Origin of the sequence: Holdemania filiformis (genome assembly GCF_003459085.1) — a bacterium.
GTDB classification, from domain to species: Bacteria; Bacillota_I; Bacilli_A; order Erysipelotrichales; family Erysipelotrichaceae; genus Holdemania; species Holdemania filiformis.
This window is the reverse complement of the sequence record NZ_QRUP01000010.1, coordinates 115870-134728: the sequence shown is the minus strand read 5'-3', so window position 1 is coordinate 134728 and position 18859 is coordinate 115870. Positions and strand designations below refer to the sequence as shown.

At 54.0% G+C, this 18859-nt stretch carries 14 protein-coding genes; all 14 read right to left on the bottom strand.

Annotated elements, in window-relative coordinates; all coding sequences use genetic code 11:
* A partial coding sequence (locus DWY25_RS09700) for a hypothetical protein (protein WP_147336681.1) occupies positions 1 to 741 on the bottom strand: 741 nt, incomplete at its 3' end.
* 514 nt (positions 742 to 1255) lie between these two features.
* Positions 1256 to 2032, bottom strand: coding sequence for a response regulator (locus tag DWY25_RS09695; RefSeq protein WP_006058251.1), 777 nt, complete (start codon positions 2030 to 2032; stop codon positions 1256 to 1258).
* Positions 1995 to 4739 carry a sensor histidine kinase gene (locus DWY25_RS09690; RefSeq protein WP_117895065.1) on the bottom strand — a complete coding sequence of 915 codons (2745 nt, stop codon included), beginning with the start codon at positions 4737 to 4739 and terminating at the stop codon, positions 1995 to 1997. The genes DWY25_RS09695 and DWY25_RS09690 overlap by 38 nt, the downstream gene beginning before the upstream one ends.
* 97 nt (positions 4740 to 4836) lie before the next feature.
* Entirely contained in the window at positions 4837 to 5460 is a 624-nt protein-coding gene (gene kdpC / locus DWY25_RS09685) for a potassium-transporting ATPase subunit KdpC (protein ID WP_117895064.1), read from the bottom strand.
* Between the two features lie 11 nt (positions 5461 to 5471).
* A complete protein-coding gene (gene kdpB / locus DWY25_RS09680) occupies positions 5472 to 7523 on the bottom strand; it encodes a potassium-transporting ATPase subunit KdpB (RefSeq protein ID WP_117895063.1) in 2052 nt (683 codons plus the stop codon).
* A 10-nt stretch (positions 7524 to 7533) separates the two neighbouring features.
* A complete protein-coding gene (locus DWY25_RS09675) occupies positions 7534 to 9276 on the bottom strand; it encodes a potassium-transporting ATPase subunit KdpA (RefSeq protein WP_117895062.1) in 1743 nt (580 codons plus the stop codon).
* 15 nt (positions 9277 to 9291) lie between these two features.
* Entirely contained in the window at positions 9292 to 9366 is a 75-nt protein-coding gene (gene kdpF / locus DWY25_RS18085; protein WP_367652805.1) for a K(+)-transporting ATPase subunit F, read from the bottom strand.
* A 419-nt stretch (positions 9367 to 9785) separates the two neighbouring features.
* Positions 9786 to 10475, bottom strand: a complete 690-nt coding sequence (locus tag DWY25_RS09665; protein WP_117895061.1) for a YczE/YyaS/YitT family protein — start codon at positions 10473 to 10475, stop codon at positions 9786 to 9788.
* The gene (locus DWY25_RS09660) at positions 10472 to 11302 is read right to left on the bottom strand and encodes an HAD family hydrolase (RefSeq protein WP_117895060.1); all 831 of its coding nucleotides are present in this window, start codon (positions 11300 to 11302) and stop codon (positions 10472 to 10474) included. Before DWY25_RS09660 ends, DWY25_RS09665 begins: the two co-directional genes overlap by 4 nt.
* A gap of 74 nt (positions 11303 to 11376) precedes the next feature.
* Complete coding sequence (locus DWY25_RS09655; RefSeq protein ID WP_117895059.1) at positions 11377 to 12648, bottom strand: hypothetical protein; 1272 nt, start codon at positions 12646 to 12648, stop codon at positions 11377 to 11379.
* Positions 12649 to 12768: 120 nt separating this feature from the next.
* Positions 12769 to 14631, bottom strand: coding sequence for a glucose PTS transporter subunit IIA (locus DWY25_RS09650; protein WP_117895058.1), 1863 nt, complete (start codon positions 14629 to 14631; stop codon positions 12769 to 12771).
* Positions 14628 to 16103: a glycoside hydrolase family 1 protein gene (locus tag DWY25_RS09645; protein ID WP_117895057.1), complete on the bottom strand. Its 1476-nt coding sequence runs from the start codon at positions 16101 to 16103 to the stop codon at positions 14628 to 14630. Before DWY25_RS09645 ends, DWY25_RS09650 begins: the two co-directional genes overlap by 4 nt.
* Positions 16104 to 16147: 44 nt before the next feature.
* Complete coding sequence (locus tag DWY25_RS09640; RefSeq protein WP_006058261.1) at positions 16148 to 16939, bottom strand: MurR/RpiR family transcriptional regulator; 792 nt, start codon at positions 16937 to 16939, stop codon at positions 16148 to 16150.
* A gap of 462 nt (positions 16940 to 17401) precedes the next feature.
* Positions 17402 to 18847 (bottom strand): M81 family metallopeptidase, encoded by a 1446-nt coding sequence (locus DWY25_RS09630; protein WP_117895055.1) that lies wholly within the window; start codon positions 18845 to 18847, stop codon positions 17402 to 17404.
* Between the last annotated feature and the right edge of the window lie 12 nt (positions 18848 to 18859).

The following is an 18859-nucleotide window of genomic DNA, read 5'->3' as shown; positions in this document are numbered from 1 at the left end:
TCTGTTTTCACTGCTGCAGCGATAAACCAATACGCCTTCTTCAAGATGATATTTGAATAGGCAATTGGAATACTTCCCCTGCCTGCGCCCGGGAATCATCATGGTTTTGTTTCGCTGATACTGGTATTCTTCAAGCCACGCTTCATGATTTCCAGCGTAAACTGTCATTCTGGAACGTGATAGCTTCTTCCCGCCAAAGCAGGTAAACCGCATTTTTTGATTCGCGGTGCTGAGTTGTTGCTGGGTGCGGTTCAGTTTAAAGATCAATTGAGAGCGTTGGTTCTTCAACTGTTTCCGGGTTGGCCGCAGCACTTGTACCTCCAGTAAATAATCTTCTTGGGTTTGTTTGCCTTGTTTTGTTTTCTGCTTAAGCTGAGCTAACTGCTTATCGAGCCGTTGGATTTCTTTCTCTGTTTTCCGGATTTTCTTCTCCACGCTTTTCACTCTTGCCTTTAACGACTTTTTCCACCGTTCATGGTTTTCAAAATCCGCTTTCAATTGATGCTGAGCCTCCCATTGCGCTGCGCAAGGAAAATAATCATTTGTGTGATACCGTCGTTTCAGTTCTTTATGCAGCGATTCTTCAAACGGGAAAGGAATTCCCCGGGCTTTCAGAGTCAGATACCGATAAGTAGTATGAAGGATCGAATGATACAGAAGGATATCCTGGCGAATAGCCTGAGCTTCTTCAGGAAGCAATTCATCGTAATAAATTCTGTCAGAACACGTTATTGTTTTCATGAAGAAGACCTCGCTTTCAGGGAACGCTCATTATTTCTGTTGAGTTAATTATACAATTCATCCTTCTTCGTTTCAACGCATTTGAGTTTGTTTCATTCTTTTCAATGAAACGTGGAAATTTGTCGACTGGCAAAACGAACTCGATCCCCTTCAAGTGTACTCAGCGCGGTTTCTTCGATCCCATGGAAATCGACATTGCGGAAGAAGTCTGCGACTTGGTTACCGTAAACGGTATTCTATGTTTTTCCGCTTATTGTATCCGTTGTGATTCTCTGATGCTTCCGGAAGATGTTCTCCAGAAAATTTCAAAAGCAGAATAAGCCTTTGTTCCTTCTATATTCTTTTCAGTGTGCGATGGAATTCCTCTTATTTTGTTGTTTATAACCCAAAAGAACATTATTGCTCTTTTGGGTTATTTTTGTTCTCTGCCCTCATCATTGCACTTTCCTAATAGAAACAAAAAAAGATCAGATTCCACGCTTAAGCACTTGTTTGTCTGATCTTTGGTTTGACCTTAAGGCTGGAAAGAGCCGTTCTGGTTTGCGGCATCGTGGGTTTCCTCACCCGGAGCGGCCTTCCGGTTTTCGTCGCTCGGTTCCACCCTGAGCATCCGGTAGCCGACTCCCACGTGCGTTTGAATGTATTGGAAAGAACCGGGACCTTTTTCCAGTTTCTTTCTTAACGTCGTCATGAACACGCGCAGTGAAGCAACGTCGCTGTCCAACGTGCTGCCCCAGATTTCTTTCAGAATCGCGGTATGAGTCAGCACTTTACCGACATTGCGCGCCAACAGGCAGAGCAGCTTGTATTCGCTCGGCGTCAGGTGCAGCTCCTGCCCCCGCAAATATACGCAGCCGGAACTGTAATCCACCGTCAGCTCGCCGTTGGTAAAGACCGGACTTTCCGCATTCTGATTCTGGATATAGCGCAGCCGCCGCAGCGTGACACGGACCCGCGCGAGTAGTTCCTCCACCGAAAACGGCTTGGTCAGGTAATCGTCCGCCCCGGCGTCCAGCGCTTCGATTTTATCGCGATCTTCACTGCGGGCACTGATCACGATGATCGGCATCAACGACCAGGTCCGGATCCGGCGGATGATACTTACTCCGTCGCCATCCGGCAAACCAAGATCCAGCAGCACGATATCCGGTTGACGCAGCGTCGCTTCCTGCAGCCCCTGTTCCCCGGTTCCCGCAGTAAGATAACGGTAATCCTGGGTATCCAGCGTGGCCGCGATCAGATTGCGGACTGCTTTATCGTCTTCCACGATTAAAATCAACGGTTGATTCATAAGCACAAACCTCCTCTGCCGGACAACGGAATGAAAACAGAGCGCCATGCGGGACATTGTCGCGGACCGCTAACCGTCCGCCGTGCGCGCTGATGATCGACTGGCACAGCGCCAGTCCCAACCCCATCCCCCGGCGGCTGTCGGCAATCTGGCCGCGGGATGTATAAAACAAATCGAAAATTCGTTCTTTCATGGCGTCGGGAATTCCCGGCCCGTCGTCGGCCACCTCGACGACCAGTTCCTGCCCTTCCAGAAACGAACGGATGGTAATCCGGGAACCTTCCGGTGTATATTGGATCGCGTTGTTGACCAGGTTGATGATCACCTGCATCATCAGCTGGGAATCAATCCGCACCAGTACGATCTGCGGACATTCTTCATGCACGATGTGATGCTCGCGGCGGTGGCGGCTGATATGCTGGAGCGCTTCGGTGATGACTTCCTCCATCAGTTCGGTTTGTAAATTCAGGCTCATTGTCCCGTTTTCAATCTTCGTGATCGAAAGCAGGTTTTCCACCAGGTTGATAAGCCAGGCGGAATCTTCGGCGATGTCGGCGATCAGCTGGCGCGAACGCGTGGAATCCAACGACTGCGGACTGTTCAACAGAATTCCCGCATTGCCGGAAATGCTGGTCAGCGGCGTGCGCAGGTCATGGGAAATCGAGCGCAGCAGATTGGCCCGCAGCTGTTCGTTCTTCACCTGCATCTGGGCTTCCTCCTTGCGCCGGGCAAGCGTTTCCTTGTCCAGCGCCAGCGCGCCTTCGCTCAGCATGGAGAGCACCAGATTGTTTTCAAACGGATCCAGCGGTTCCCCGTTCAGCGCAATCCCGACGACGCCGTACACCGTATCCGCCGCGCGGATGGCCAGATAATAGCAGCGCGCGCTGCCTAACGTCGCGGTCGAAGCGCCGGCCCGCTTGTTATTGCGGAAAACCCAGTCGGCCACCGCCTGTTCGTTGGGATTGACGAGTTCGGATTCTGGTACGGACGCTTCCGTGTTGTATACGCAGGGCGGCGTTAATTGCCGCTGCCCCCGGCGTTCTTCGGAATCATAGATTACAAGCGGCTTGTTCAGCATTTTTAACAACTGTTTGGCCATGACGTCGATCAGGCCCTGATGAGTTGTCTGCTGCTGAAGCTGCTGGCTGGTTTCCAGCAGCACCTTCATGCGATAGGCAGTCTGCGCGGACTGGGCGGCGTGGCGTTTGATCTTTCCCGCCAGCGAACTCGTCAGAAGACCGGCCGCAAACATGATGACAAACGTAACCGGATAGCCCTCGTCATAAGCCGCCAGAGTAAATCGAGGTTCGGTAAACACAAAATTAAAGGTCAGCACCGCCGCCAGCGAGGCGATCAGGCTGCAGCCCTGCCCCCGCGTCACGATGGCGACAATCTGCACGCCGAGAATATAAACCGTGATGATATTCGCTTCACTGAATCCGATCTGTCTAAATCCCAGCGAAAGCAGTGTACAGATTGCCAGCGTAACCAGCGTGATCCCCAGATCTTTCAGTCGGATTTCAATTGCGGGAATGTACTTTTTCGGCGGCGTATAGGGCCTGTCGCTTTGATTCTGCTTATCCGGAATAATATAAATATCCAGATTCGGCGCAAGTGCGCTGAGCTTCTCGGAAAACGATTCCTTGCCCCATCCCCATCCGGGACGGCGGGTGTTGCTGCGGCCAAGCACGATTTTGGAGACACCGGCCAGCCGTGCGAATTCGGCGATCTGGGCAGGGATATCCTCCCCCCATAACAGCTCGATCTGCGCCCCCAGCTGCTGCGCGAGGTGGATATGATCGCGCAGCCGCCGCCGGTCGGCGTCCGTCATGGAACCAAATGCCGGCGTTTCCACAAACAAGGCGGTAAACCGGCCTTTAAATGCCTGTGCCAAACGGGCGGCAGTGCGGATGATCCGGCCGTTGGTCGGGGCGGCGGACAGACACACGAGAATGTGTTCATCCGTATAATAATCCGATGCCTGCGGCCTGACCTTTTCCGTGATCCGCATCACCCGGTCCGCCGTCCGCCGCAGCGCGATTTCCCGCAGCGCTGTCAGATTTTCCACGGTAAAGAAGCTGCTGAGCGCTTTCTGCGCCTGCCCCTGTCGGTAAACCAGACCTTGGTTCAGACGCTGAATCAGCTCCTGCGGCTCCAAATCGACCAGCTCCACCCGATCCGCTTCGTCGAACACCGAATCTGGAATCCGCTCGCGGACGGCGATCCCGGTGATCGAAGCGACGATATCGTTCAGACTTTCCAGGTGCTGGACATTGACTGTGGAATACACGTCGATCCCGGCTTTTAACAATTCCTCAACATCCTGATATCGTTTCAGATGACGGCTTCCGGGAGCGTTGGTGTGCGCCAGCTCGTCGACCAGGATCAGCTGCGGCCGGCGCTTTAACGCCTGATCGAGATCCAGTTCCTTTAATGACAGACCTTTATACGTTACTGTCCGAACCGGCAGCGATACGAGTCCTTCCGTCAGCGCCATTGTCTGCGGCCGGGCATGCGGTTCGATATAGCCGATCACGACGTCCACGCCCTGAGCCTTGACCTGACGCGCTGCTTCCAGCATCGCATAGGTCTTGCCCACGCCGGCCGCATACCCGAAGAAGATTTTCAAGCGGCCGCGGCCGGACTGCCCGGTCTGTTCCTTCAGGCTTCTTAATAAACTTTCAGGATCTCTTCGTCTTTCGCTCACCGCCGCGGCCTCTGTTTCTTTCCCGGTGTTATTGTAGCACGATCATTCAGGATTCCCCACCCTCCGGGCATTAAGATTTCATTAAGATCGTCTCTGCTCAGATCATGCCCAGCCTGTGCGCCAGCGCCAGATTTAATCGAACGACGTTGACTTTCGTTTCGCCGAAGATGCCCAGTACTTTCTCTTCAACGGCTTCGTCGATCAGCGCCTCGACCTCCGTCCTGGATAATCCGGTATTTGCGACGATCCGGTCTACTTGAACCCGCGCCGCTTCCACCGAGATATGCGGATCCAGCCCCGAGCCGGACGCCGTCACTAAATCGCTGGGAATTTCCTGACGCTCAACGGTCGGATTTTCCGCCAGGAACCGTTCCACATCCTTTTCGATCCGTTCCGTCAGCGCGGGATTGCTCGGCGCGTAGTTCTGACTTCCGCTGGCCAGTCCGCCGCCGCTGCCGGCTGCCGCTTCTTCCGCGGTGTAAGTGTTATACCGATAAGCCGAGGGCCGGCCGTGAAACAGACGCTCATCTGTAAAATCCTGTCCGACAAGCGCGGACGCTATGGGTTTTCCCTGTACTTCAATCAGGCTTCCATTGGCCTGAAAAGGAAACAGTACCTGCGCCGCGCCGGTTAAGATCAGCGGATAAACGAATCCGCAAAGTCCGATCATCGCCAGGGAAAAGCCGAAGGCCCGCACCAGCGTCATTCTATTTTTTTTCATTGTTAAACCTCCTAAATACCTAAGCAGACAAGCAGCGGCGCGATCATTAAATCGATCAGCTTAATGCCGATAAATGGACATAGAATTCCGCCTGCGCCATAAATCATCAGATTGCGTCCCAGCATCTTTGACGCGCTCATCGGCTTGTAATGAACGCCTTTCATCGCCAGCGGAATCAGGCAGGGAATAATAACCGCGTTGAAGATCAGCGCTGAGAGAACCGCACTGGACGGACTTGCCAGACGCATGATGTTCAGCACCTGCATCTGCGGAATCGCGAGTGAGAAGATCGCCGGTATGATCGCGAAGTACTTGGCGATATCGTTGGCAATTGAAAAGGTTGTCAGGGAACCGCGGGTCATCAGCAGCTGTTTGCCAATCTCGACGACTTCCAGGATTTTTGTCGGATCGCTGTCCAGATCTACCATGTTGGCCGCTTCCTTGGCTGCCGAGGTTCCGGAGTTCATTGCCAGCCCCACATCCGCCTGCGCCAGGGCCGGGGCGTCGTTAGTCCCGTCGCCCGTCATCGCGACCAGCTTTCCTTCCGCCTGTTCCTTTTTGATCGCCGCAATTTTATCCTCAGGCCGGCATTCGGCGATATATCCGTCAACCCCGGCTTCCGCGGCAATCGTCGCGGCGGTCAGCGGATTGTCGCCGGTACACATAATCGTCTTGATGCCGATTTTACGCAGCCGTTCAAACCGTTGAACCAGCCCCGGCTTGACCGTATCCTTCAGATAGATCACACCCAGAATTTCAGCATCGCGGCAGACGACTAACGGGGTACCGCCCAATTGTGAAACGTGATCGACCTTTTCTTTCAGGTCGGCCGGCACTTGCCCCTTGAGCTGCCGCACAACTTCAATGATCGCGTCGCTGGATCCTTTGCGGTATTTTGCGTTGGCAGTATCCTGACCACTCATCCGGGTTGACGCCGAAAATTCGATAAATGAACCCTGAGCCGCAGCTTCATCCAGCCGGCAGCCCTGTTTCACCGCCAGTTCCAATGTCGATTTCCCCTCCGGCGTCTCATCGTGCAGCGAGCTGATCCAGGCGGCGTCGCGCAGAGCTTCCGGACGGACGCCGGAAACGGGCAGAAATTCGCTGGCCAGGCGGTTGCCGAAGGTGATCGTTCCGGTCTTATCCAAAATCAAAGTGTCCACATCGCCGCAGGCTTCCACTGCTTTGCCGCTGGTCGCGATCACATTAAACCGGGTCACGCGATCCATCCCGGCAATGCCGATAGCGCTCAGCAGACCGCCGATCGTTGTCGGAATCAGACAGACCGCCAGCGCGATCAACGTTGAGATCGGAATCTTAACGCCGGAATACAGCGCGATCGGATACAATGTGACAATGACGATGAAAAAGATCAGGGTCAACGATACCAACAGCGTGTTCAGCGCGATTTCATTCGGTGTTTTCTGACGGGTCGCGCCTTCGACCAGAGCGATCATTTTATCCAGAAACGAATGGCCCGGCTCGGAGGTGATTCGAATCTGGATCCAGTCGGAAACGACGGTCGTCCCGCCGGTGACGGATGCGAAATCACCGCCGCTTTCCTTTAAGACCGGCGCGGATTCTCCAGTGATCGCCGATTCATCAATGCTGGCGACACCCGCGATGATTTCCCCGTCATTGGGGATCAGCTCGCCGGCTTTGACCAGCACGACGTCGCCCTTGTTCAGCTGGGCCGCACTGATCCATTGTTCGCTGCCGTCAGCCTGAATCCGCCGGGCCTGCGTATCCTTTTTGGTTTTCTTCAAGGTTTCCGCCTGAGCTTTCCCCCGGCCCTCCGCTACCGCTTCGGCAAAGTTCGCAAACAGCACCGTAATGAACAGAATCAGAGCGACTATTCCGTTCATCAGGCTTAAGTTCGTTCCCTCGTCGTGGAACAGAGAGGGAACAAAGGTTAACGTCAGGCAGATGAAGAACCCGATTTCCACCACAAACATGACCGGATTTTTCATCATTACTTTAGGATTCAGCTTGCAAAACGCACTTTTAAGACTGGATCCCAGAATCTCTTTTGTGATCCATTTCGAACTTTCATGATGACGCATACGTTACCTCCTAGATTCCAAGCGTCAGCGCTTCGGCAATCGGCCCCAAGGCCAGGGCCGGCAGAAAGGTCAGCGCCGCAAACAGATAAACAACGACGACCAGAACCACCGCAAAGGTCGGGGTATCGGTTCTTAACGTTCCGGCCGAAGTGCTGACGCAGCCTTTATTCATCAAACTGCCGGCAATGCCCAGCTGCAGTACAATCGAAATATACCGGCCGAAAAACATCGCCATGCCGGTTGTCACGTTCCAGAACAGAGTGTTGTCGGCCAGCCCTTCGAAGCCGGATCCATTGTTCGCGCCGGACGAAGAAAATTCATACAGCACCTGCGTCAATCCGTGAAAGCCAGGATTGGTGATCCCTTCTAATCCTGATTGACAAGCAACGGCAAGTGCCGAAAAGCCCAGGATCAGCAGCGGATGGATGATCAGACATAACGCTGCCAGCTTCATCTCACGACCTTCGATTTTCTTATTGAGATATTCCGGTGTCCGTCCGATCATCAAACCGCAGATAAAGACGGCGATGATGACGTACACGAGCATGTTCATCAATCCGACGCCCGCGCCGCCGAAGACGACGTTAAGCATCATGTGCAGCAGCGGAACCAGACCGCCCAGCGGCGTCAGGGTATCGTGCATGTTATTGACCGTCCCGGTGGTAAACGAGGTCGTCACCGTCGTAAACAGGGACGACTGGGCGATCCCGAAACGGACTTCTTTGCCTTCCATATTGCCCGCCGGCTGGACGATGTCGCTATTTTCCACCGCGAAATTTCCCTGGGATTCGCTCCAGAAGCACAGCCCAAGACCGAGCAGAAACAAAAGGCTCATCGCCAAGAATATCGTCCGGCCTTCCTTTCCCATCCCCTTTCCGCGAACCGAATCGGTCTGGGATAAGCTGATTTTCGTATTCGCGGCTTTGCGCTGGCGCAGCGTATCATAAGCCATCCGGCCAAACGTTACGACGCAGGCTGCCGGCAGAATCATCATCGAATACAATTCCGCAAGGTTGGTCAGGATCGTCGGATTTTCCAATGGCGTGGATGAATTGGCGCCGAGAAAACCGCCGCCGTTGGTCCCCAGATGTTTAATGGATTCCAGCGCGGCGATCGGTCCGCGGGCCAGATTCTGGAATTTTCCTTCCAGCGTCGTTACCGTAATGTTGGACGCCAGCGTCTGCGGCACACCCTGCCAGACCAGAAACAGGCCGACCAACAAGGCTGCCGGAATTAAAAACCGCGTTGTAATCCGTGTAAAATCCTCATAAAAGTTTCCCATCCGCTGGCCCAGCAGCCCTCTCACCATCGCAACGCAGGCAGCGTATCCGCTGGCGGCCGAGGTGAACATCATCATGATGATGACTGCCATCTGAGAAAAATAGGTCAAACCGGATTCTCCGGAATAGTGCTGCAGATTGGTATTGGTCATAAACGAAATAATCGTATTGAAGGAAAGACTTTCCTCCATATTTCCAATCTGATTCGGATTCAAAAACAGAACCGACTGCAGCCGCAGGATCAGATATCCGGCAGCGACAAGACAGGCGTTGACCAACAACAAATGCAGCGCGTATTGCTTCCAGCTCATTGGCGAGCGATCAATCCGCAGCGATTTGAAAATCACGTTGTCAACGCGGTCGAACAGGGGATCCGCCCACGTTTTCTTTCCGGCGCTGATGTGATAAATATAATTGCCGACCGGAAACAGGATCAGCAGAAACAGAACTAAAGTGCAAATGATTTGTATCATACGTTATTCTTCCTTCTAAAATTTTTCGGGATTGACCAGGGCGTAAATCAGATACACCGCCAGACCGGCAATCACCACAGCCAAGATCATCATGGTCCGTCCTCCTTTACCGGCGGATCAGCTTTTCAACCCATAAGGTTAAAAGCACCATCGAACCGAAACCGGCCGCCAGCATCGCGGCCATCATCAAATCTAACATTCAGTAATCCTCCTTCATCCTTTCGCAATGACGGAAAAATCCTACCACGCCGTAAATCAAAACCGTGTTAAGATCCGCGCCGCCGAATTAAGATTGTATTAAAATGGAAGAAGTATCGCTTCTCACCAAGAATATCCCGCATTCCATCCTTGTCCGCTTACTTTCCGTTCTCGCTCCACAAGGGTGAACACAAAAAAAGTATGAAGGAACCTGAACGGATTCAGGATAACCCTTCATACTTTTTAATAACGTTCATCGAAACGCCGGCTAAAGACTCACGGACGGCCGGCGAAATCTTTTTCCATTCCCATCAGTCCAGAGACACGGACGTCAGGCCGCGTTCTTTCAGCTGACAATAGCCGGAACATTTCCGGGCGGCGGGAAACGTGAACGCCATCGACCGGCCCAATAACAACATCGAAGCCCAGGTCCCCTCGCGCAAGGTTGTCAATTCCAGGTGGAAGATTACGATCAAAAGCAGGCTGAGCCCGATGAAAAGCATATCGGCCCGGCTGCGCAGAACACTGAACGGGATAGCCCAGCGCTCGGACAGCACCATGACCAGCTGTTCAAACGGGTGCCGGATTAAATCCGCCGTCATCATCACCGCTACGCCGTACGACGCCAACAGAATCCCGGCAATCATCGCCAGCCACTGGACGCCGTAGCTGCCCGGAATCCAGGTTGAGAAGCCCGGCAGATCATAACAGAACACGTTGACAATCTGTCCCTGCAGCCAGGCGACCAGCACCTGCAGCAGCTGCAGCTTGGGAAACTGACGTCTTTGAATTAAAATCTGAATCAGGACGCAGCTGCAGTTAAAGATAATGATCAGCGTACCGCTTTTCATCTGGGTCAGAAACGCCAGATTCTGCGTAAATGCCACAACAGCCGTCTGGCCCAGTCCGGACTTCATCATTAACGACAGGCCCAGCGCCGTGATCGCGACGCCCAGCACCATTTCAATCAGCTGCAAGCTTTTTAGAGTCTTTGTTTTCATGCTTGTTCCTTTCCGATGGGAATCCCGGTGTAATTTTCAATCACCCGCAGCACGCCATAGGCCGTATTCGCCGGCGCGATGTGATTGACCTGCGCCAACAGCGGTTCCTCTGCGTTGCGCATGATGTGTCCGTAGCGGAATTCCTGCAGCATTTCCAAATCGTTCTCGCTGTCGCCGAAGCACAGCACTTCCTCATTCGCCAGCCGCCGCGATTCGCAAAGCTGCCGCAGCGCCGCCGCTTTGGAAACCGCGTTGTCCGTCATTTCGATCACGTCCCCGTGAACGACGCTGACCTTGAAATCCGCCGCAGCCCGCACCCAATCCGCCAGCGCCGGCCGGGAATCATAAATTTCAATTTTATAACAAGCACCCAGCTGTTCCCATGGCTTCGCCGTCAGACTCAAAAACCCATGTTCCTGCGCAAACAGCGCCGGATCCGGCAGCCGCCGGACCAGCGTTTCCATCCGCTGCCGGTAGGCTTGCGGATCACTGCACCAGATGCCGTTTTCCATCGACGCCACAGCCAGAAATCCCTGCTTTTGAATTTCATGAAGCATATCCTGCGCCGGTTGGGTCTTCATCGGCCAACGCTGCGTCAGCTTTCCTTCGCGGTCGTAAACCAACGCACCGTTTAAGGCGATCACCGGACAGCGGAAGGCGTACTTCGCAAACAACGGTTCGACAATTTCCATCGCCCGGCCGCTCGCCAGCACCCATTCGATCCGACGCGCCGACAGCTTCTTTATATACTCCGCAATCGTCTGATCCAGACAATGATTCGCATTGCACAGCGTTCCGTCCAGATCCGTCGCAATCAGCTTGATCATCGCCGTGATGCCCCCTTTCTTCCAGAAGAAAATGACGACTGCGCGCCACTTTCTAAATTCTATTTTTTTCTAATTTACGCTTGAAGCTGAGCCAGAATCAGATCCACCATCTCGTCGGCCGCGCCGTATTGGAAATACGTATTGAACGATTCAAACACAATCCCATATTCCTGCTTGTTGACCGCGTAGTAATGGAAGCCGTTGGCATACGCGCACAGGAGTGTCGGTTTGCCATCGTATTCACGGATCCGTTTGCCCAGCACCGTGTCAATTTCGCACGGCACCGTCACGATCCGGAAGCTGCCGAAATCCACAATCAGACATTCCGGCTCGTAATGCAGACGCGTCTGCGCCAGCTTGTCCTCGACATCGCGCAGATAACACGCGGTAATCCGGTGCGCCCGGTCGCTCGCCGGATCGAGCGTTTCCAGCTCCGCCTTGAGTTCCCGCTGTTTTTCCAGCAGATATTCGTTGGTTTGCGGATTGTAGTCGATCGTCATCCTTACCGACCGGACGTTCAGGTTCTCCACCGTCAGCGGACGGGGATGTTTCGGGTCGATGAGCTGGGCCGCAATGCCTTCGCCATAGCGAAGACATTCATTCCAATCCACGCCCTTTTTCATCAACCGCGGACTGACGTCGCCGGCTTCGCCGTTGAAAATCATGACCGGCATGCCCGTCGCTCCCTGCACGCTGCGGCGCAGCACACCGAAGAAATCAGCGGTGATATACAGGTTCTGCGCGCCCAGAATCGTCGGATGACACGCCAGGTTCAGCAGCTGCACCAGCGGCAGACCGTCCGCTGTCCGCAGTGTCAGGATCTCACAGCGGTCGTTGTATTCCTCGCCGGGCCGGTTGCGGTTGTTATAAAAGCCGTTGATCGTAACCTGATCGAGCGTCGCCTGCGCCTCGCGCAAATGCCGCAGCGCCCATTTCGCGGAGGTGATCATTTTATCCTGAATCCGCTCCCAATACTCCAGATCCGGATCCAGTTCTCCATTCATGCCATGGGACACCACCGGACTGTTATGAGTATGCGAACAGCTGACGCAGATATGCGACACGTCCAAGCCGCAGGCTTCGCTGACCGCCTTGCGGCAGGCGTCGGTAAACTGCTGCTCGGCAATCGCGATATCCAGCGTGAAAAACACCATCGTTTCCCCGGCCTGTAAAATCAGCGTATCCAAAAGCAGATCGTCGCGCAGACCGCAGGCCGTCCGCAGCCCTTCGCCGCTGACCTGTTTCTGCTGCGCCGTCTGGTTGAAACAAAACCGCGCTTCGTTGTAGCCTTCCATTTTGCACGGAAGGATGGGATTAATGATTTCCCGCGTATAAGCCGCTTTCATCGTGAACGCCTCCTTGTTTGACTCAACTTTCACTTGGCGAGAAGCGGCGGAAACCGATTCATCCCGCCGTCCTTCTCCATTTTAAAGCCTATTCAGCCTGTTTTCCAGTTGACCGCAAGCTCAGCCAATCGTATAGATGCTGCTTCCGGCTTGGACCTGACCCTGCGGCTTGCACGCAAGCGCGCCGTCCTTCTTCGTCGCGATGACAATGACGACCGGATCCAGTCCCCGGGTTTTGACAAGCTCCGGATCAAAGCTGCCGATTGCTTCGCCCGCGGCGACGCGCTGGCCTTCTTTTACATTGATCGCAAAGCCTTCGCCCTTCATGCCGACGGTGTCCAACCCGATGTGCATTAAGATCTCCTCGCCGTTATCGGTTGTAAAGCCGATTGCGTGCTGCGTAGGGAAGACCATCGCCACCGTACCGCTGACCGGAGCCGACAACTTCCCATGGGCAGGTATCACAGCCATGCCTTCGCCGACAACACCGCTGGCAAAGGTCTTATCGTTGACCTGACTCAAGGCGATCAATTCGCCGTCCACCGGAGCGACCACCGCCGTCGGTTCCGACTTGATCTTTAAGACGGCCTTCTTCTCGGCCTGAATCGCCCGCTCGCTCTTTTCCACATTCTCGTCAAACGGTTTGATATACGTCAGCACCAGCGCGATCACAAACGCCACCGCGTAGCACAGTGCCACGACCGGCATCGTATCGCCGAAAATCGCTAAAGAAATCACTGACGGAGTGGAAACGACATAACCATAGCCGCCTAAGATGGCGCTCAACGCTCCGCCGACGCCGCTGGCGATGGAGGCCGCCATAAACGGCCACTTGAAGCGGACCAGCACGCCGTACAGGCCTGGCTCCGTGATGCCTAAGATAGCGGAGATCCCCGCTGACAGCGCAATTTCCTTGTTGTTTTTATTCTTCAGCCGGAGGAAAGCTCCAAAAGCTGCACCCGCAACCGCCAGTGCGGAAATCCCGTAGATCGCGATCAGCGGATCCCGGCCGTACACTTCCAGGTTGGACAGGATGATCGCCGTCAGGGACAGATGCATGCCGGTGAAGACGATGAACTGACGCGTAAAGCCGACGATGAAGCCCGCGACGATCGGCGAGAAGTCAAACAGCCAGTTGACCGCCATTGCGACATAGCTGGACAGGTAATAGCCGATCGGCCCGGTAATACCCAGGGCGACAAAGCCCATGATGATAAACACGCAGATTGGTGCGAACAACATCCGCAAGAAATCCGGAATGACCTTGTTGACGCCCTTATAGACATATTTCAGCACCCAGACCGACAGGATAATCGGAATGACGGATCCGGAATATTTCGCGTAGGTCACCGGGAATCCAAGCAGGTGGATCGCCGTGCCGGCATTGTTGATTACCGTCGGATACATCAGCATACCCGCGACCGCCATCGCCATGAACGCGTCCGTGTTGAACTTCTTCGCGCTGGAATTGGCCAGTAAGAACGGCAGGAAGTAGAATGGAACGTCCGATATAATGCTTAAGAACGTATGCATATCGCTGCCGGAGGTCAATACCTTCATCATCACGAACAGCGAGATGAAGCCCTTTAACAAGCCGCCGCCCAGAATGCACGGCAGACATGGTGCTAAGCAGCCGGCCAGGAAATCCAGGATCGCGCTGAAACTGAATTTTTTCTTTTCTTCGTTCTTTTCCCCGAAATCATCCGGTACCTCGCCCCCCGAGGTCATCGGATATTGTTCGATCATCATTTCATAGATGCGGCCGACTTTCTGGCCGATGATGACCTGCAGCTGTCCTGCTTTCCATTGTGCCCCCAAAACACCTTCGACGTTTTCCAAGGCGTTCACGTCGGCTTTCTTCTCCTCTTTGAGCGTAAAGCGGATGCGGGTGGAACAATGCATCGCCGTGTTGATATTTTCCGTCCCGCCAACCAGCCGGACGATCTCGTCGATCATTTTCTTTTCCTGAGCGTTGCCCTTCATGCGTTCTTCTCCTCATTTCTGTTTGTTTCTTTTGTTGCCGGCCTTCCCCAATCGCGGCCGTTGGAGCGGATCAGACGGGAATACCAATAGAAGGAATCCTTCGGAATGCGGCGCAGATCCAATGTTTCCTCGTCTGTCGTGTTGATATAAACCAAGCCGTAGCGTTTTGCCATTCCGTTGCCGGTGCTTAACAGATCGGTAAACGACCATGGATTATAGCCGATCACCTCGCACCCGTCTTCAATCGCCAGGCCGACCTGATAGATCTGATCGCGCAGGAAGGCGATCCGATTGGCGTCGTGTACCTGGCCGTCCGGGCCGACCTGTTCGTGCGCGCCCAGTCCGTTTTCCGTGATCATCATCGGCAGACGGTAATGATCCCAGACATACCTTAGCATATACCGCATCGCGACCGGGTCGATTTCCCAGTCCCAGTCCGTCGTTTCAACGTAAGGATTCGGCGCCAGGGCATATTCGCCCGGGAATTTCGGATAGACGAACTGGCCTTTTTTACCTTCTTTATTCAGCGCCAGCTCCAGGTAGCTTTCCTCCTTCGGGCAATCCTTCGCGACGTTGGAACGGTAACAGTTGAGGGCGAAGTAATCGATTTTGGCCTGGCCAATCAGTTCCATATCCCCCGGCCGGATATCCGGGTCGATGTCGTGCAGCTTCCAATACTGTTTGACAAATCCGCTGTATTCGCGGAACGCATACAAGTCGTTCCAGATTTTTTCCGTCAGTTCTTCGGCGTTCATCGCTGCGATCTGATCCAGCGGCTTGCAGCTTTCCGGGTAGATCGGGACATAGCCCGGCACCGGCCCGATCTTGCCGCCCTCGACTAATTCATGGCAAGCGATCACCGCCTTGGCATGGCACAGGTTCATGATGTGATTAATCCGCCACTTGTCTTTTTCCCAATCGGCGCAGCCCTTGTCCAGTCCCAGCCACTTGCCGTAGACGATCTGCATGTTCTGTTCGTTGATCGACAGCCAGTATTTAACACGGTCGCCGAACGCCTCGAAGCAGACGCGGACGTAGTGGTCGAACAGCTCGATCACCCGCCGGTCGCGCCAGCCGCCCAGCTCGTCCACCCACACCGGCATGTCGTAGTGATACAAGGTGACGATCGGCGTAATGTTGTGTGCAAGCAGCTCGTCGATCAAATCGTTGTAAAATTGAATGCCTTCCGGATTGATCTTGCCGTCGGAAGTCGGAATGATCCGCGGCCAGGCGAGCGAAAAGCGGTAAGAGGTGAAGCCGCACTCTGCCATCAGCTGTACGTCTTCTTTCCAGTGGTGGTAATGATCGGCGGCGATTGAATTGTCAGCATAAGGTTTTTTCGTCTTACTGTTGAGGTCGATGATGGCCGGTGTGCGGCCGCCTTCGGCGACCCCGCCTTCAACCTGCCAGGCCGCGGAGGACGCTCCCCACAGAAAGCCCTCCGGAAAAATTGGATCTCGTCCGTAGTCCATTGTTTTCTCTCCTTTGCCCCTTCCGCAATGCGGATTGGCGGCGCTTATTGAGAGTCTCCATATTTTTTGACGTAGACGCTGTACAGCACATCCAGCACATAGATCGTTCCATAGGTATAATAGACGGATTTCGCTTCCTGCGACCGGTCGGCGGCGCTGAGATGATAGATCGTATCATAGACGTCGTCGAAGTCATGGCTGCGGTTGAGCGTAAAGAGGATTTTATACGCCGGATTGTCCCGCAGGTAATCGCGCGAAGCTGCGGCGAACAGTCCGGATCCGGAAATTACCAGAAGCAGATCCTCTTTCTGTAAATGCTTTACGAAATCGATGTTCTCATACATATCGGAAACCATCCGGATGACCTTGTTCTGAAAGATCATCGAATGCTGGAACTGAGCGACCGAGGTCGCGCCGACACTGGAGGTCAGAAAGACGACCTCGCGGGCGTCGTGAATCCGTTCGGCCAGCCGCTCGACCTCCGCCGTGTTCATGCGCTGATCCAGCTCGGCGATCATCGCGTTGATTTCCTGCGTCAGGGTTTCGCGGTAGTTCTCCCGTCCGGCATGCTTCTGAAAGCTTGCCCGCTGATCGTCGTACTGGGCGAATTCATCTTTAAACGCGACGAAGTTCTCATATCCGATTGCCTGACAGAACCGGCGGATACTGGAACGGGACACAAAACAGTCGGCGGCCACGTCATAAATATTGAGCCTCGACAATTCATGATAGTGCTCGAGAAAATATTCAGCGAGAATGAAATAGGGATCTCCCTGATTGTTTTCATTCAGCACGTTAAACAAGGAGTTCAGCAAACTGAGCCGATTGATCTTCATACCTAGGTTCCTCTCTGTTCTATTGAATCCTGTTTACCACTGTTGTCGCCTTCATCTTAGCATGCGTCCTTTCCCCTTTGGGGTTCAGAAATCGACCCAGGATTCAAACTGGGAAATCGGCTTTCGTTAAAGGACATCAAGCGCTTACAGGTTAAGCGGAAAAAGGCCGGGGAAAACAGGTTCCTGCACCCTTGAATGTACGGCAGATTTTTAAGCGTTGTCAATCCCCAAAACTAAAAATATACGGAAATGAGTCTTCCAAGATGGGCAATAGAGCGCGATCAGGATGAAATTGAACATCAAAGTTGGAGGGAAGCGCGGACAGTCAGGCTGGAACGAGTGCTCGTTCATAAAAAAGAAAAACAATCAAAAAAGGGCCGCGGCGATCACACCGCAGACCCAAGGGAGGTTGGAAACGGCGTCCGTCAAAGAGCGGACGTCAGAAATGATTGTAAATTCAGGTTAAATCTCGTCGATCGGATACATCGGACGTAAGATCGTGCGGTACTGGATCTTTTCCGTGCGCTGGTTTGTCGCGCCGTCAGTCAGCGACATGACGCTGAACTTCGCCAGTTCCTTTAACCGCGGGTAAATGTAACCCTGCTTGACGATGATCAGATCATAATCAAACAGATTCAGTCCGGCCGCGGTATATTGTTGATCCTCCGCGAAAGAAACGGCTTTTTCCGCGATGATCACGTCAATCGTCGTGCCGTCCAGCGTGATCGTCGTACAGGTGCCGACGGACAACGTTTCGCCATAGTGGTGATGCAGCTCACCGGTCGCTTTGACCGTGCCTTCCAGATGCACCTTCGCCGACAATTCATCCAGATTCGCGCCCAGCTCGACGCTGACATGGGTACCCGGCTGTTTGTCTTTCAAGGCCAGGGCGGTTTCCGCGTCTGCGATGCAGGCGAATACAACCCGCTTGCCATGCAGATCTTTAGTGGCCAGACACTGCTTTAAAATCGTCGTGTTGCAGCCTGGACCGCCGGCGGTGCAGTTATCTCCGGAATCGGTGATGACGACCGGGGATTGAGGATAGTCAACCGCCTGTTGGAACGCGTCTTCCGGCTCCAGCGCGTTGCCGGTAAAATGGAACTCCCGGCGCTTGCTCCAGGCGAAGGCCGCAATCTGATCAGCTTTCTCTTCCGCATACGCCCGATCGTTTTCCGTCTGCGGAACGACGATGACGCTGGCGCCACATTTCGCGTTGTCATGGCGCACATAGCCGATATGATAGGAACAGCACAGAATCCGCGGATCCGCCTCGATTTCATCGAGCAGCTTGTTGATGGAGACCATCGGTTCATCCAGCGAAACACTGCGTTCCCCGCCGACTAAAATCGGAACCTTGCGGTACACTGGATGAATATCGCGGCGGTTGTTCAGTAAGTCGATAAACAGCTTCGCTACCAGCCGGTGACAATCCGGCCGGTCGGTATGCGGCGAATGCCGGAAAGTACGGATAATCTGGCAGTTGTCGGCTTGTTCCTGGGACAGATTGCCGTGCGGATCCATGACCATCGCAATCGGCAGATAAGGCCCGACGAGCTTGCGGATTTCACGGATGATCGTATGCTCGCCGCTGCCCCCTTCCAATCCCAGGACATTGCTTGCACCGTGCAGGAAGAAAAACATCCCGTCGATCTCGTCGATGTGTTCGCGCACGCCGTTCAGGAATTGCTCAAGAATGAAGTCGAACGCTTCCCGGGTCACGCGCCCTCCGGCCCGGCCGTCTGCGTAAATCGTCGGAATCACTTCGATTCCGGCTTCCTCGAACAAATCGCGGACATACAGCGCGTCGACGACATCATCGCCGGTTTTCATCATAAAATCCTGCAGCGCACACGGTTTTTTCACGCGGGCGTTAGACTCGGCGACAAAGCCGCCAATTAATACTTTCATGTGGTGAACCCC

Coding starts and splice junctions, on each gene's coding strand:
- DWY25_RS09695 (WP_006058251.1), bottom strand. CDS start 2,032: ATGAATCAACCGTTGATTTTAATCGTGGAAGACGATAAAGCAGTCCGC.
- kdpC (WP_117895064.1), bottom strand. CDS start 5,460: ATGAAAAAAAATAGAATGACGCTGGTGCGGGCCTTCGGCTTTTCCCTG.
- kdpB (WP_117895063.1), bottom strand. CDS start 7,523: ATGCGTCATCATGAAAGTTCGAAATGGATCACAAAAGAGATTCTGGGA.
- DWY25_RS09675 (WP_117895062.1), bottom strand. CDS start 9,276: ATGATACAAATCATTTGCACTTTAGTTCTGTTTCTGCTGATCCTGTTT.
- DWY25_RS09665 (WP_117895061.1), bottom strand. CDS start 10,475: ATGAAAACAAAGACTCTAAAAAGCTTGCAGCTGATTGAAATGGTGCTG.
- DWY25_RS09660 (WP_117895060.1), bottom strand. CDS start 11,302: ATGATCAAGCTGATTGCGACGGATCTGGACGGAACGCTGTGCAATGCG.
- DWY25_RS09655 (WP_117895059.1), bottom strand. CDS start 12,648: ATGAAAGCGGCTTATACGCGGGAAATCATTAATCCCATCCTTCCGTGC.
- DWY25_RS09650 (WP_117895058.1), bottom strand. CDS start 14,631: ATGAAGGGCAACGCTCAGGAAAAGAAAATGATCGACGAGATCGTCCGG.
- DWY25_RS09645 (WP_117895057.1), bottom strand. CDS start 16,103: ATGGACTACGGACGAGATCCAATTTTTCCGGAGGGCTTTCTGTGGGGA.
- DWY25_RS09640 (WP_006058261.1), bottom strand. CDS start 16,939: ATGAAGATCAATCGGCTCAGTTTGCTGAACTCCTTGTTTAACGTGCTG.
- DWY25_RS09630 (WP_117895055.1), bottom strand. CDS start 18,847: ATGAAAGTATTAATTGGCGGCTTTGTCGCCGAGTCTAACGCCCGCGTG.